Origin of the sequence: Streptomyces sp. NPDC051207 (assembly GCF_040682395.1) — a bacterium.
Lineage (GTDB): Bacteria > Actinomycetota > Actinomycetes > Streptomycetales > Streptomycetaceae > Streptomyces.
In genome coordinates, this window is the sequence record NZ_JBFBAX010000012.1 from 119,716 (window position 1) to 134,366 (window position 14,651).

General features: G+C 73.0%; 8 protein-coding genes. 3 read left to right on the forward strand and 5 right to left on the reverse strand.

The window, feature by feature from the left end; all coding sequences use genetic code 11:
* Positions 1 to 7: 7 nt before the first annotated feature.
* The 5 genes from aceE to AB0M97_RS14860 all read right to left on the reverse strand — a co-directional run bounded on the left by aceE (position 8) and on the right by AB0M97_RS14860 (position 9,007).
* The gene (gene aceE, locus AB0M97_RS14840; RefSeq protein WP_365961240.1) at positions 8 to 2,710 is read right to left on the reverse strand and encodes a pyruvate dehydrogenase (acetyl-transferring), homodimeric type; all 2,703 of its coding nucleotides are present in this window, start codon (positions 2,708 to 2,710) and stop codon (positions 8 to 10) included.
* A gap of 287 nt (positions 2,711 to 2,997) precedes the next feature.
* On the reverse strand, positions 2,998 to 3,627 hold the full coding sequence (locus AB0M97_RS14845) for a GntR family transcriptional regulator (RefSeq protein WP_365961241.1): 630 nt from the start codon (positions 3,625 to 3,627) through the stop codon (positions 2,998 to 3,000).
* Positions 3,628 to 3,836: 209 nt separating this feature from the next.
* Positions 3,837 to 5,684 (reverse strand): 2-oxoglutarate dehydrogenase, E2 component, dihydrolipoamide succinyltransferase, encoded by a 1,848-nt coding sequence (sucB, locus tag AB0M97_RS14850; RefSeq protein WP_365961242.1) that lies wholly within the window; start codon positions 5,682 to 5,684, stop codon positions 3,837 to 3,839.
* A gap of 57 nt (positions 5,685 to 5,741) precedes the next feature.
* On the reverse strand, positions 5,742 to 7,130 hold the full coding sequence (lpdA, locus tag AB0M97_RS14855) for a dihydrolipoyl dehydrogenase (RefSeq protein WP_365961243.1): 1,389 nt from the start codon (positions 7,128 to 7,130) through the stop codon (positions 5,742 to 5,744).
* Positions 7,131 to 7,465: 335 nt separating this feature from the next.
* On the reverse strand, positions 7,466 to 9,007 hold the full coding sequence (locus tag AB0M97_RS14860) for a leucyl aminopeptidase (RefSeq protein ID WP_365961244.1): 1,542 nt from the start codon (positions 9,005 to 9,007) through the stop codon (positions 7,466 to 7,468).
* A gap of 408 nt (positions 9,008 to 9,415) precedes the next feature.
* Here AB0M97_RS14860 and AB0M97_RS14865 point away from each other — a divergent pair, with 408 nt between their 5' ends.
* The 3 genes from AB0M97_RS14865 (at position 9,416) to AB0M97_RS14875 (ending at position 14,600) form a co-directional block, all read left to right on the forward strand.
* A complete protein-coding gene (locus AB0M97_RS14865) occupies positions 9,416 to 11,467 on the forward strand; it encodes a hypothetical protein (protein WP_365961245.1) in 2,052 nt (683 codons plus the stop codon).
* A gap of 104 nt (positions 11,468 to 11,571) precedes the next feature.
* The gene (gene pelF / locus AB0M97_RS14870) at positions 11,572 to 13,092 is read left to right on the forward strand and encodes a GT4 family glycosyltransferase PelF (protein ID WP_365961246.1); all 1,521 of its coding nucleotides are present in this window, start codon (positions 11,572 to 11,574) and stop codon (positions 13,090 to 13,092) included.
* Positions 13,089 to 14,600: a hypothetical protein gene (locus tag AB0M97_RS14875; protein WP_365961247.1), complete on the forward strand. Its 1,512-nt coding sequence runs from the start codon at positions 13,089 to 13,091 to the stop codon at positions 14,598 to 14,600. Before pelF ends, AB0M97_RS14875 begins: the two co-directional genes overlap by 4 nt.
* The last annotated feature ends 51 nt before the right edge of the window (positions 14,601 to 14,651 follow it).

The window sequence follows — 14,651 nt, forward strand, 5'->3', positions numbered from 1 at the left end:
CCGCGACCTACAGGCCGTAGCGCTCGCGCGCCTCCTTCACGGCCGTCGCCTTGACCTCGCCGCGCCGGGCGAGCTGGGCCAGGGCGGCGACGACGATCGACTCCGCGTCCACGCCGAAGTGGCGGCGGGCCGCGTCCCGGGTGTCCGACAGGCCGAAGCCGTCGGCGCCCAGCGACGACCAGTCCTGCTCGACCCACTGCGCGATCTGGTCCGGGACCTGACGCATGTAGTCGGACACCGCCAGCACCGGACCCTCGGCGCCCTGCAGCGCCCGGCGGACGAACGGCACCCGCTCCTCGCCGCGCAGCAGCGCCTCGTCGGCCTCCAGCGCGTCACGGCGCAGCTCGCCCCAGGACGTCGCCGACCACACGTCGGCGGCCACGCCCCACTCCTCGCACAGCATCCGCTGCGCCCTGAGCGCCCAGTGGATCGCCGTACCGGAGCCGAGCAGCTGGATGCGCGGCGCGTTCGCCACCGGGATCAGGCCCGCCGACTCCGCCGTGTTGAAGCGGTACAGGCCCTTGACGATGCCCTCGTCGATGCCGGGCACGGACGGCTTGGCGGGCTGCGGCAGCGGCTCGTTGTAGACCGTCAGGTAGTAGAAGACGTCCTGGTCCTCGCCCGGGGCCGGCTCGCCGTACATGCGGCGCAGGCCGTCCTTGACGATGGCGGCGACCTCGTAGGCGAACGCCGGGTCGTACGTCAGCGCGGCCGGGTTGGTCGCGGCGATGACGGGGGAGTGGCCGTCGGCGTGCTGCAGGCCCTCACCGGTCAGCGTCGTACGGCCCGCCGTGGCGCCGATGAGGAAGCCGCGGCCGAGCTGGTCGCCGAGCTGCCACATCTGGTCGGCCGTGCGCTGCCAGCCGAACATCGAGTAGAAGATGTAGAAGGGGATCATCGGCTCGCCGTGCGTCGCGTACGACGTGGCGGCGGCGATGAAGTCGGCCATCGAACCGGCCTCGGTGATCCCCTCGTTGAGGATCTGGCCGTTCGTGGCCTCCTTGTAGTACATCAGCTGGTCGCGGTCGACCGGCTCGTACGTCTGGCCCTTGGGCGAGTAGATCCCGAGGGACGGGAAGAGGCTCTCCATGCCGAAGGTGCGCGCCTCGTCGGGGACGATCGGCACCCAGCGCTTCCCGGTCTCCTTGTCGCGGACCAGGTCCTTGACCAGGCGGACGAAGGCCATGGTGGTGGCCACGTTCTGCGAACCGGAGCCCTTGTCGAAGGACGTGAAGGCCTTCTCGGCGGGCGCGGGCAGCGGCGCGACCGGGTGCACACGGCGCGCCGGGGCCGGGCCGCCGAGGGCGGCGCGGCGCTCCTGGAGGTAGCGGACCTCGGGCGAGTCGGCGCCCGGGTGGCCGTAGGGGACCACGCCGTCGACGAAGTCGCTGTCCTTGATCGGCAGGCCGAGGCGGTCGCGCATGGCCTTGAACTCGTCCACCGACAGCTTCTTCATCTGGTGGTTGGCGTTCTTCGACGCGAAGCCCTCACCGAGGGTGTGGCCCTTGACCGTCTGGGCCAGGATCACGGTCGGCGCGCCCTTGTGCGCGAGGGCCGCCCGGTACGCCGCGTACACCTTGCGGGGCTCGTGGCCGCCGCGCGAGACGTGGAAGCACTCGAGGATCTTGTCGTCGCTCAGCAGCTTCGCCATCTCCACCAGCGCCGGGTCGGCGCCGAAGAAGTCCTGGCGGATGTAGGCCGCGTCGCGGGTCTGGTACGTCTGGATCTGCGCGTCCGGTACCTCGCGCAGCCGGCGTACCAGCGCGCCGGTGGTGTCGAGCCGGAGCAGTTCGTCCCACGCGGAGCCCCACAGCGTCTTGACCACGTTCCAGCCGGCGCCGCGGAACTGGGCCTCCAGCTCCTGCACGATCTTGAAGTTGGCGCGGACCGGGCCGTCGAGGCGCTGGAGGTTGCAGTTGATGACGAAGGTGAGGTTGTCCAGCTCCTCGCGGGCGGCGAGCGCGAGGGCCGCCGTCGACTCGGGCTCGTCCATCTCGCCGTCGCCGAGGAACGCCCACACGTGCGAGCCGGCGGTGTCCTTGATGCCGCGGTGGGTCAGGTAGCGGTTGAAGCGCGCCTGGTAGATCGCGGAGAGCGGGCCGAGGCCCATGGACACCGTCGGGAACTCCCACAGCCAGGGCAGCCGGCGCGGGTGCGGGTACGACGGCAGGCCGTTGCCGCCCGTCTCGCGGCGGAAGTTGTCCAGGTGGGACTCGTTCAGCCGGCCGTCGAGGAAGGCGCGGGCGTAGATGCCGGGGGAGGCGTGGCCCTGGATGTAGAGCTGGTCGCCCGAGCCGTCGGCCTCCTTGCCCTTGAAGAAGTGGTTGAAGCCGGTCTCGTACAGCCAGGCCGCCGAGGCGAAGGTGGCGATGTGGCCGCCGACGCCGTATGTCGAGCCGCGGGTCACCATGGCCGCCGCGTTCCAGCGGTTCCAGGCCGTGATCCGGGCCTCCATCTCCTCGTCACCGTCCACGGCGGGCTCGGCGGAGGTCGGGATGGTGTTGACGTAGTCGGTCTCGAGGAGCTTCGGCAGCGCGATGCCGGCGCCCTCGGCGCGCTCCAGCGTGCGGCGCATCAGGTACGCGGCACGGTGCGGCCCGGCCGCCTTGGCGACGGCGTCCAGCGAGGCCTGCCACTCGGCAGTCTCCTCGGGGTCGCGGTCCGGGAGCTGGTCGAGCTCGCTCGGCTGGATGGCGTAGGGGTCGGTCATGTCGCCGCCTTCCTCAGTCGAAGGGGGTTCCCTCATCGGCAAGGGTTCAGGGGTGCCCTTGATCTTTGGCAGGACAGGGCTCAAGGCGCGGCACGGAGTCGTTTGTGCGGCTTCCGCGCGCGGCCCGTCGGCGACTGTAACCCCCTGATCGATGATCGATCAAAGGGTTCGGGGCGAAAATACCTTGATCGCAAGAAAGTCGGCACGGGGTGCCTGCGGCCAAGACACCGGGTGCCGCGTTCCGGGGTGGTTTTCGCAGGTGGGGAGACGTCTGAGCGGGGTGCCGCTCAGTCTTCGTGCCGAGGCGCGCAGCCCAGCACGTGCGCCTTCACCAGCTCCGCGATACGCGGGTCACGGCGCTTGAACGCGGCCACCAGCTCCTCGTGCTCCTCGGCGTACGACTGCTGGACCGTGCCCAGCCAGCGGATCGACAGCGCCGTGAACACCTCGATGCCCAGGCCCTCCCAGGTGTGCAGCAGCACCGAGTTGCCCGCCGCCCGCACCAGCTCCCGGTGGAACGCCACCGTGTGCCGCACCTGCCCCGTGCCGTCCGCCCTGCGGTCCGCCTCGTACAGCGCCAGGACGTGCGGCTCCAGCGCCGAGCAGTCCTCCGCGAGGCGCGCCGCCGCCAGCTCCGCCGCGATGGCCTCCAGGCCGGCCCGCACCGGGTAGCTCTCCTCCAGGTCGGCCGCGGTCAGATTCCGCACCCGTACGCCCTTGTTGGGCGCCGACTCGATCAGCCGCAGCGACTCCAGCTCGCGCAGCGCCTCCCGGACCGGGGTCTGGCTGACCTCCAGCTCGGTGGCGATCCGCCGCTCCACGATCCGCTCGCCCGGCTGCCAGCGCCCGCTGATGATCCCTTCCAGGATGTGCTCGCGGATCTGCTCGCGCAGCGAGTGGACGACGGGCGCGGTCATGAGGGCTCCTTAGGGAGGGCGTGACGTTTAGACAATACGGCGGGACCCTCCCGGGGAAGGGGCGTGCGGGGGCGCTCAAGCGCAGGTGAGACGAGACTTACACGCGGGACCGACGAGACGCGCACAGGGGCGTGCGGTGCCCGGCGAAAAGGACGATGCCCCCGCCCCGCGACTGCGGGCGAGGGCATCGGACTGCGCGTCCGGCGGCGTTACAGGCCGAGCTCGACCTCGAACTCGCCCGCCTCCAGGATCGCCTTGACCGCCGTCAGGTAACGCGCCGCGTCGGCGCCGTCCACCAGCCGGTGGTCGTACGACAGCGTCAGGTACGTCATGTCGCGGATGCCGATGACCGTACCCTCCTCCGTCTCGATGACGGCCGGGCGCTTCACCGTGGCACCGATGCCGAGGATCGCGACCTGCCCCGGCGGCACGATGATCGTGTCGAACAGCGCGCCGCGCGAACCGGTGTTGGAGATGGTGAAGGTCGCCCCGGACAGCTCGTCCGGCGTGATCTTGTTGGCGCGGACCTTGCCGGCCAGCTCCGCCGTGGCCTTGGCGATACCGGCGAGGTTGAGACCGCCGGCGTTCTTGATGACCGGGGTCATCAGGCCCTTCTCGGAGTCCACCGCGATACCGATGTTCTCGGTGTCGAAGTAGGTGATGGTCCCCTCGGCCTCGTTGATCCTGGCGTTGATGACCGGGTGGGCCTTCAGCGCCTGGGCCGCGGCCTTGACGAAGAACGGCATCGGGGAGAGCTTGACGCCCTCGCGTGCCGCGAACGCGTCCTTGGCCCGGCCGCGCAGCTTCATCAGGCGCGTGACGTCGACCTCGACGACCGAGGACAGCTGCGCCTGCTCGTGCAGGGCCTTGACCATGTTGTCGCCGATGACCTTGCGGATGCGCGGCATCTTCACGGTCTGGCCGCGCAGCGGGGAGGCCTCCAGGGCGGGGGCCTTCTTCGCGGCGGGCGCGGCGGCCGGGGCCGGGGCAGCGGCGGCGGCCTTCGCGGCCTCGGCGGCGGCGACGACGTCCTGCTTGCGGATCCGGCCGCCGACGCCGGTGCCCTTGACGGTGGCCAGGTCGACGCCGTTCTCGGCGGCGAGCTTGCGCACCAGCGGGGTGACGTAGGCGCCGTCGTCACCGGCGGTCGCGGCGGGCGCCGGGGCCGGGGTGACGGGGGCGGGTGCGGCCGGCTCGGGAGCCGGGGCGGCCTGCTGCTGCGGCGCGGGAGCCGCCGGGGCCTGCGGAGCCTGGGCCTGCGGGGCCGGGGCGGCGGGCTGCTCGGGAGCGGGGGCAGGCTGCTCCTGCGCCGGGGTGGGCTGCTCCTGGGCCGGGGCGGGCTGCTCCTGGGCCGGGGTGGGCTGCTCCTGGGCCGGGGTGGGCTGCTCCTGGGCCGGGGCGGGCTGCTCCGGGGCGGCCGGAGCGGCCGGGGCGGAACCCGGCTGGCCGATGACGGCCAGCTTGGCGCCGACCTCGGCGGTCTCGTCCTCGCCGACGACGATCTCCAGCAGCACACCCGCGGCGGGCGCCGGGATCTCGGTGTCGACCTTGTCGGTGGAGACCTCGAGCAGCGGCTCGTCGGCCTCGACGCTGTCACCGACCGACTTCAGCCAGCGGGTGACGGTGCCCTCGGTGACCGACTCGCCGAGCGCGGGCAGGACCACGTCCGTCCCCTCGGCCGAACCGCCACCGGCGGCGGCCTCGGCGGTCGGGGCCGGGGCGGGGGCGGACTGCTCCGTGGACGGGGCGGCCTGCGGGGTGGGCTCGGGCGCCGGCGCGGGGACGTCCTCGACGGCCTGCGTCGCGGCGGGGGCGCCGCTGCCGTCGTCGATGACGGCCAGCTCGGCGCCGACCTCGACCGTCTCGTCCTCGGCGACCTTGATGGAGGCCAGCACACCGGCAGCGGGCGAGGGGATCTCGGTGTCGACCTTGTCGGTGGAGACCTCGAGCAGCGGCTCGTCGGCCTCGACGCGCTCACCCTCGGCCTTCAGCCACCGGGTGACAGTGCCCTCGGTGACGCTCTCGCCGAGCGCCGGAAGGGTTACGGAAACCGCCATGGTTTCGGTTGCTCCTTAGAAGTGCGGAAGTCTGTGTCGTCGCGTTCGAGGGCTCGCTCAGTCGTGCGCGTGCAGCGGCTTGCCCGCGAGGGCCAGGTGGGCCTCGCCGAGCGCCTCGTTCTGCGTCGGGTGGGCGTGGACGAGCTGGGCCACCTCGGCCGGCAGCGCCTCCCAGTTGTAGATCAGCTGGGCCTCGCCGACCTGCTCACCCATGCGGTCGCCGACCATGTGGACGCCGACCACCGCACCGTCCTTCACCTGGACGAGCTTGATCTCGCCCGCGGTCTTCAGGATCTTGCTCCTGCCGTTGCCCGCCAGGTTGTACTTCAGAGCGACGACCTTGTCCGCGCCGTAGATCTCCTTGGCCTTGGCCTCGGTGAGACCCACGGAGGCGACCTCCGGGTGGCAGTACGTCACCCGCGGCACACCGTCGTAGTCGATCGGGACGGTCTTCAGACCGGCCAGGCGCTCCGCCACCAGGATGCCCTCGGCGAAGCCGACGTGGGCGAGCTGGAGCGTCGGGACCAGGTCACCGACGGCGGAGATCGTCGGGACGTTCGTCCGCATGTACTCGTCGACCAGGACGTGACCGCGGTCCATGGCGACCCCGGCCTCCTCGTAGCCCAGGCCCTGCGAGACCGGGCCGCGGCCGACGGCCACCAGCAGCACCTCGGCCTCGAACTGCTTGCCGTCGGCGAGGGTGACCTTGACACCGTCCTGGGTGTACTCCGCCTTCTCGAAGAAGGTGCCCAGGCTGAACTTGATGCCGCGCTTGCGGAACGCGCGCTCCAGCAGCTTGGAGCTGTTCTCGTCCTCGGCCGGGACGAGGTGCTTCATGCCCTCGACGATGGTGACGTCCGCGCCGAAGGACTTCCACGCGGAGGCGAACTCGACGCCGATGACGCCGCCGCCCAGGATGATCGCGGACTTCGGCACGCGGTCCAGGACGAGGGCGTGGTCCGAGGAGATGATCCGGTCGCCGTCGATCTGCAGGCCCGGCAGCGACTTCGGCACGGAGCCGGTCGCCAGCAGGACGTGGCGGCCCTGGACCCGCCGGCCACCCACATCGACGGAGGTCGGCGAGGAGAGCCGGCCCTCACCCTCGATGTACGTCACCTTGCGGGAGGCGATCAGGCCCTGCAGGCCCTTGTACAGGCCCGAGACGACCTCGTCCTTGTACTTGTGGACGGCAGGGACGTCGATGCCCTCGAAGGTGGCCTTCACACCGAACTGCTCGCTCTCGCGCGCCTGGTCGGCGATCTCGCCCGCATGCAGCAGGGCCTTGGTGGGGATGCATCCCCGGTGCAGGCAGGTGCCGCCGACCTTGTCCTTCTCGATCAGGGCGACGTCCAGGCCCAGCTGCGCCCCGCGCAGGGCCGCGGCGTAACCACCGCTACCACCGCCGAGGATCACTAGGTCGAAAACGGTGCTGGCGTCGTTCGCCACGTCACGTCCTCCATGCATGTGCGCCGTACGCCGGTCGTCGCTGACCGGCAGGCGGCTGGTGTCCGGCCGCTCTTGCTTCGGCCCTTCGGTGGGGGCCCTGTCCTGCCGAGCCCCATCTTCGCACTTGTCGGCGCCCGAGGAGACGCGGGGCCGGTGTGTGAGACGTCCCACGTTCAGGTGTCACGGGGACCGGTGGCGCCGGAAGGGGCGCGGGGTCCCGCCGATGTGCGGCTGCGCCGCGGGGCGCGGCCGGCCGCCTGCGGCCCGCGGACGCCCGCGCCCCTTTCGCCCGGGAGTCCGGGAGCCCGGACCGGCCCGGGCTTCCCGGGCGGACGTCAGCCCAGATCGCCCGCGGCCGTCAGCTCCGCGAGCCGCACCAGCGTGCGCACCGCGGACCCCGTGCCGCCCTTCGGCGTGTACCCGAACGGGCCGCCCTCGTTGTACGCCGGGCCCGCGATGTCGAGGTGCGCCCAGGGGATGCCCTCGCCCACGAACTCGCGCAGGAACAGGCCGGCGACCAGGCCGCCGCCCATCCGCTCGCCCATGTTCGCGATGTCGGCGGTCGGGGACTCCATGCCCTTGCGCAGGTGCTCCGGCAGCGGCATCGGCCAGGCGGCCTCGCCGGCCTCCTCGGCGGCCTCGTGCACCGCGGTACGGAACGCGTCGTCGTTCGCCATGACGCCGAAGGTGCGGTTGCCCAGCGCCAGCATCATCGCGCCGGTCAGGGTCGCCACGTCCACGAGGGCGTCCGGCTTCTCCTGGGAGGCGGCCCACAGCGCGTCGGCCAGCACGAGCCGGCCCTCGGCGTCGGTGTTGAGCACCTCGACGGTCTTGCCGCTGTACATGCGCAGCACGTCGCCCGGGCGGGTCGCGGAGCCGGACGGCATGTTCTCGGCGAGCGCCAGCCAGCCGGTGACGTTGACGTCCAGGCGCAGGCGGGCGGCGGCGACGACCGCGGCGAACACGGCGGCGGCGCCGCTCATGTCGCACTTCATCGTCTCGTTGTGCCCGGCCGGCTTCAGCGAGATGCCGCCCGAGTCGTAGGTGATGCCCTTGCCGACGAACGCCAGGTGCTTCTTCGCCTTGGAGGACGTGTACGACAGCTTCACCAGGCGCGGCGGCGACGCCGAGCCGGCGCCGACGCCGAGGATGCCGCCGTAGCCGCCCTTGGTGAGGGCCTTCTCGTCGAGCACCTGCACCTTGATGCCGTGCTCCTTGGCCGCGGCCTGCGCGACGGCCGCGAACGCCTCGGGGTTGAGGTCGTTCGGCGGGGTGTTGACCAGGTCGCGGGCGCGGTTGAGCTCCTCGCAGACCGCGGTGGCGCGCTCCAGGGCCGCCTTGCAGGCCTTGTCGCGGGGCTTGGCGCCGAGCAGGACGGCCTCGCCGAGCGGCGCCTTGCCGTCCTTCGCCTTGGCGTCCTTGCCGTTCTTGTACGCGTCGAAGGAGTACGCGCCGAGCAGCACGCCCTCGCCGACGGCACCGGCGTCCGCGGCGTCGGCGACCGGCAGGGCGAAGGCGGCCTTCCCCCGTCCGGCCAGGGCACGGGCGGCGGCACCGGCGGCCCGGCGCAGCACCTCGGCGCCGTAGGAGCCCGCGTCGTCCTTGCCGGGCTCCTCGCCCAGGCCCACCGCCACCACGAGGGGGGCCTTGAAGCCGGACGGCGCGGGCAGCTTCGTCACCTCGCCCTCGGCACCGGAGGCGCCGAGGGTCTCCAGGACGCCGGCGAGCTTGCCGTCGTATGCGTGGTCCACGGCCTCGGCGCCCGGTGCGACGACCAGGTCCCCGGACCTGGATGCCGTGCCCTTGGCGACACCGATCACGATCGCGTCGGCCCGCAGGCCGGGCGCCGCGGCGGTGCTGAGAGTGAGAGCAGTCACGGTGGTGAATTCTCGCTTCCGATGTGAAGTTGCTGTGGCCGAACGGGTGGGTCGACCGGGCCCGAGGCCAGACCCCCGGATCTGGCTGGGACTCCCGGCCCGCCCTCCGGGCGGACGGCGGGCGTCCGAGGCCAGACCCTAGCTCCACGTGCGGCGTGGGCTGCGGGTGAGGTGGCGACCGGGGCCTTCACCCTGCCGGCGAACACCCGGGACGAGCCTACGCTCGTGGCCGCCTTCCCCGGCGGGCGTTCACCCGGCGGCGGCTTCACGGCCATTTTCGGTCTCACAGCGTGTGACGTGAGTCATACTCATCGCGTTTGGGTGAGGGGTCAGCTCACCGCTTTGCATGATTTCCACGGATCCTCCGCTTATCGACCGCGAGGGGACCACCTGGGGGGAGGACCCGCCATGGCGCACCGTGCGCACCGCTGGAATGTTCTGGGCCGTACGAGAGGGCCCGCCGTCGTCCTGACGGCCGCAGGGCTGCTGGCGCTGGGACTGGGGGCACCCGGCGCGTCGGCCGCCGAGACACCCCGTGTCGACCTGAGGGTGCTGGTCGTCGACAACGGCGACAGCTCCGTCGGCGCGATCACCGCCCAGCTCAGGAGCACGGGCGTGCCGTACACCACCGTCGACCTCGGCGACCCGGGCCGCCCGGCCGTCACCGAGGCCTTCCTCAGCGACACGGTCAACGGCCGGCCGCGCGCGAAGTTCCAGGGCGTCGTGCTGCCCAACGAGGCACCGTTCGGCGCGGGCTCCGCCGAGCAGACCGCCCTGGAGGCCTACGAGCGGACGTACGGCATTCCGCAGGTCGACGCCCACACCTGGGCGCACCCCGGCGTCGGCCTCGACTACACCAGCGAGGGCGGCTGGGCCGGCACCCTCGACGGCCGCGAGGCCACCGTCACCGAGGCCGGACGGGCCGGGCCCTTCGACTACTTGGAGGGCGCGTTCACCTTCGAGGACAACTCACCGCTCACCCGGGAGAGCTACGGCTACGTCGCGCAGCCCCGCGCCGGCTTCACCAGCTACGTCGACCTGCCGGTGCCCGCCGGGCAGGGCCGCGGCAGCCTGGTCGGGGAGTACGCGCACGACGGGCGCCGCGAGCTGGTGGTGACCTTCGCGTACAACCAGCACCAGCAGCACTTCCGGCTGCTCGCGCGCGGCATCGTCGAATGGCTCACCCAGGGCGTCCACCTCGGACAGTCGCGCAACCACTTCGCCGTGCACGTGGACGACGTGTTCGCGCCCGACAGCCGCTGGGACACCGAACGCAACTGCACCCCCGGCGACTTCGACTGCGCGGGCGGCGACGGCGAGGGCACCGCGCCGATCCGCATGACCGCCGACGACGCGCGCTACGCCGCCCAGTGGCAGCGGGAGCGCGGCTTCACGCTCGACATGGTCTACAACGCGGGCTCCGGCGAGGAGTGGAAGGCCGAACACGGCGGCACGGACGCGCTCACCGCCCGGCTGCTCGCCGACAGGAGCCAGTACCGCTGGATCAACCACACCTACACCCACCCCTACCTCGGCTGTGTGCAGGACACCTCCACCGTGCCGTGGAGCTGCGCGAAGAACGCCGACGGGTCGGTGAAGTGGACGAGCCGCGCCGAGATCGCCGCGCAGATCCGCGACAACCACGACTGGGCCGTCGCCCGGGGCCTGCCCGTGGACCGCACCGAGCTGGTCACCGGCGAGCACTCCGGCCTGAAGTCCCTGCCGCAGCAGCCGGTGGACAACCCCCACCTCGCGGGCGCCCTCGCCGACAACGGCGTCAGGTGGATCGCCTCCGACAACTCCCGCGAGCCCGGCCAGCGCGCGGTGGGCGCCGCGCTCACCGTGCCCCGGCACCCGATGAACGTGTACTACAACGTCGGCACCGAGGCCGAGATGACCGACGAGTACAACTGGATCTACACCTCCCGCGCCGACGGCGGCAGCGGCGTCTGCGAGACGGACCCGACCTCCACCTGCCTGCCCGCGCCACTGGACACGGCCACCGGCTACGACACGCACATCGCCCCGCAGGAGGCGCGCACCGCCCTCGGCCACGTCGTCTCGGGCGACCCGCGCCCGCACTACGTCCACCAGTCCAACCTGGCCGAGGACCGCATCCTCTACCCGGTCCTGGACAAGGTCCTCGCCGACTACGCGGCCCTGTTCGCCGCCAACACCCCGCTGGAGAACCTGCCGCAGCGGGCCATCGGCACCGAACTCCAGCGCCGCGCCGCCTGGCAGGCCGCGCTCGACGCCAACCGCGTCACCGCCCACCGCATCGGCACCACCGTCACCGTGACCGCCCCGGCGGGCGTGCGCATCCCCGTCACCGCGCCCGAGGGGACCAGGAAGCAACTCCTCCTCGGGACCGCCGTGTTCGGCACCCCGTACGCGGGAGAGCGCTCGGCCTGGACGACGCCGGAGGCGCTGCAGTCGTCGGTCACGCTGAAACTGCCGTAAGGCGAAGTGCCCCGAAGGGGCGCGGGGAACCGCGCGCCCGGCCACCCGCGGCCGGGCGGCGGTTCCCCGCACATCATCCGCATCACCCGGGGGGAGCCGCAGCGATGCGTACCGGCCGTCATGTCACCATGCTCACCGAAGGCACCTATCCGCACGTCCACGGCGGCGTCAGCACCTGGTGCGACCAGCTCGTCAAGGGCATGCCCGAGGTCGGCTTCGACGTCGTGTCACTCACCGGCACCGGCCGCGAGCCGGTGACCTGGGAGCTGCCGCCGAACATCCACCGGCACACCGTCGTGCCGACCTGGGGCCCGCGCCCCGGCCGCAACCGCCCGCCGTACGGCAGGGCCCGGCGCCGCTTCCTCGACACCTACGAGCGGTTCCTGCTGTCGTTCCTCGACCCCGCCGGCCCGTGCGACTTCGGCGACGCCCTGTACCGACTGGCCGTCCTCGCCCGCGACGGCCGCCTCTCCGCGGCCCTGCGCACCGAGGCGGCCCTGCGGTCCCTGATGTGGATCTGGACCTCGCCCCACCTGCCGACGGCCGCCGCCCGGCCCACCGTGCACGACGCGCTCACCGCCACCGACCTGCTCGAACACGCCCTGCGTCCGCTCGGCGTGCGCATCGCGGCCGACTCGGTGGCGCACGCCGTCTCCAGCGGCCTGGCCACCCTGCCCGCGCTCGCCGCCCACCACCTGGACGGCGTACCGTTCCTGCTCACCGAGCACGGCATCTACCTGCGCGAACGCTACCTCGGCTACTGCCGTGACGCGCAGCGCTGGCCCGTGAAGGCCCTGATGCTCGGCTTCTACCGCGAACTGAACACCCTCGGCTACCGCGCCGCCGACCTGATCACCCCCTGCAACCAGTACAACCGCCGCTGGGAGGAGCGCGGCGGCGCGGACACCGGCAAGATCCGCACCGTCTACAACGGCGTCGACCCGCAGGCCTTCCCGCACGCCGGGCCCGAACCCGACGTGCCCACCCTGAGCTGGTGCGGCCGCATCGACCCGATCAAGGACCTGGAGACGCTGATACGCGCCTACGCCATGGTCCGCGCGGAGATGCCCGAGACCCGGCTGCGGCTGTTCGGCCCGGTGCCGCCGGGCGGCGAGGCGTACCGCACCCGGCTGGAGAAGCTCGCCGCCGAACTCGGCGTCACCGACGGCCTGACCTTCGAGGGCCGCATCACCGAGGTGTGGCGCGCCTACGCGGCCGGTCACGTCGTGATGCTGTCCTCCATATCCGAGGGCTTCCCGTTCTCCATCATCGAGGCCATGTCCTGCGGCCGTACGACGGTGTCGACGGACGTCGGGGGAGTGCGGGAGGCCGTCGGCGACACCGGGCTCGTGGTGCCGCCGCGCGAACCGGAGAAGATGGCCGCCGCCGCGCTGACCCTGCTCCGCGACCGTGAAAGACGCCGCGAACTGGGCGAGTTATCCCGCAGACGGGTCATCGACCGCTTCACGCTGCGCCGCTCCGTGGACGCCTTCCGGACGATCTACCAGGAACTCGCCGGGCTGCCCGAGGTCTACGAGCCGGCGGTCGAGACCGTCGCCGACTGGACCGCCGAACTGCGCGACCCCTGGTACGCGGCCGTCGCGACGGACGGGACCGACTGGTGAGCGGCAGCGTCTGGCTCCCCCCGGACTCCCGCCCCGTCACCCTGCCCGCCATCCCCCGGCAGCGCACCCCCACCTGGGCGCGGCGCGACCCCGTGGACGAACTCGCCGACCGCCTCGACGACTTCGTGGCCGCCGCCGTCCACCCCGACGAGATAGCCGCCCTGCTGGAGTCCGACGGCCTGTCCGACGACCAGATACGCGAGCGGTACGGCCTGAAGAACTCCTTCGCCCTCGCCGAGGAACTCTACGAACGGGTCGCACGCCGCCACCCCGAACCCGACGGCCCCGCCCCCGTGCCCTGGCGGGCCGCTCTGCTGGGGTGCCTGCTGCGCGGCGTGGTCTTCGCGCTGCCCGGCTTCGCCTACGTCCTCGGCGCGCCCCTGCTGACCGGCCCGCGCGCCCTCGGCCTGCCCGCGGGCACCGTGCCGCTGCTGGCGGGCGCGCTGTGCGGCTGGGCGTGGAACCAGGGCCTGTCCCACCGGGCGTACGCGTGGCTGGGCCTGGGAGACCGGGACGCCGCCCGGCGCTGTCTCCTCCTCGGGGCCGTGACCGGCGCCGTGCTCGGCGCGCTGGCCACCCTGGCAGCCGCCGGAGCCGCCGGCCCGGGCGCGGTGGCCTTCGCCGCCGGGCAGTCCTGCTACCTGGGCGCGGCGACCGTCCTGCTGGTCATGGGCCGCGAGAAGGCCCTGCTGGCCGGCCTGCTGCCGATGACGGCGGGCGCCGTCCTCACCCTCGTGCGCCCCGTGCCCGACGCGGCACGTTTCGCCCTGCTGCTGGGCTCACTGCTGGCGGTGGCGGTCCTCGCGGTGCGCGAAGTGGCGTCCGCGCCGCGGCAGCCGGGCCGCTGGAGCGCCGCACTGACCGCGCTGCTGCCCTTCGGCGCGTTCGGCGCCCTGCCCGCCGAGCAGCGCCGCCCGGCCGGGCCCCGGCTCGCCGGCTCCCTGCCGTACGCCCTGTTCGGGCTCGGCAGCGGCGTCCTCGTGCTGTACGCGGCGCTCGGCGACGTCCTCGCGGGCCGGGAGGCGAGCCCGGTCGCCGCACCGGCCGCCGTCGCGCTCACCCTCAGCATGGGGCCCGCCGAATGGCTGCTGCACCGCTTCCGCAGCGGCAGCCTCGCCGGGCTGTGCTCCACCCGCACCCCGCGCGCCTTCCGCCGGGCGACCGCCCGCACCGCCGGCCGGTGCCTCACCGGCTACCTCGCCGCCCTGCTCGCCCTGGCCCTGACCGCCTCCGCCCTGTGGCCCGGCTCCCCGGCCGTGGGCGGCGTCCGGCTCGCCGGCCTGCTGCTGCTCGGCGTGGTGGTGTGGACGGGCCTGCTGCTCCAGTCCTTCGGCGCGGTCCTCGCCGCGACGGCCGCGTGCGGCACCGCCGCCCTCGTCCAGACCTTCGCCCTCCTCACCCGCGCGGGCGACCCGCCCCTCGTGGGCCTCGCCGTGTACGGCACGGCCGCCACCGCGCAGACCGTCCTGGTGTGCGCCCTGCTGGGAAGGGCGACGGCCCACCGATGAGCGAACCGCCGACGCCGCACGGGAAAGTGCCGGATGCGTGTGAGGAAGCGC

Coding starts and splice junctions, on each gene's coding strand:
- aceE (WP_365961240.1), bottom strand. CDS start 2,710: ATGACCGACCCCTACGCCATCCAGCCGAGCGAGCTCGACCAGCTCCCG.
- AB0M97_RS14845 (WP_365961241.1), bottom strand. CDS start 3,627: ATGACCGCGCCCGTCGTCCACTCGCTGCGCGAGCAGATCCGCGAGCAC.
- sucB (WP_365961242.1), bottom strand. CDS start 5,684: ATGGCGGTTTCCGTAACCCTTCCGGCGCTCGGCGAGAGCGTCACCGAG.
- AB0M97_RS14865 (WP_365961245.1), top strand. CDS start 9,416: ATGGCGCACCGTGCGCACCGCTGGAATGTTCTGGGCCGTACGAGAGGG.
- pelF (WP_365961246.1), top strand. CDS start 11,572: ATGCGTACCGGCCGTCATGTCACCATGCTCACCGAAGGCACCTATCCG.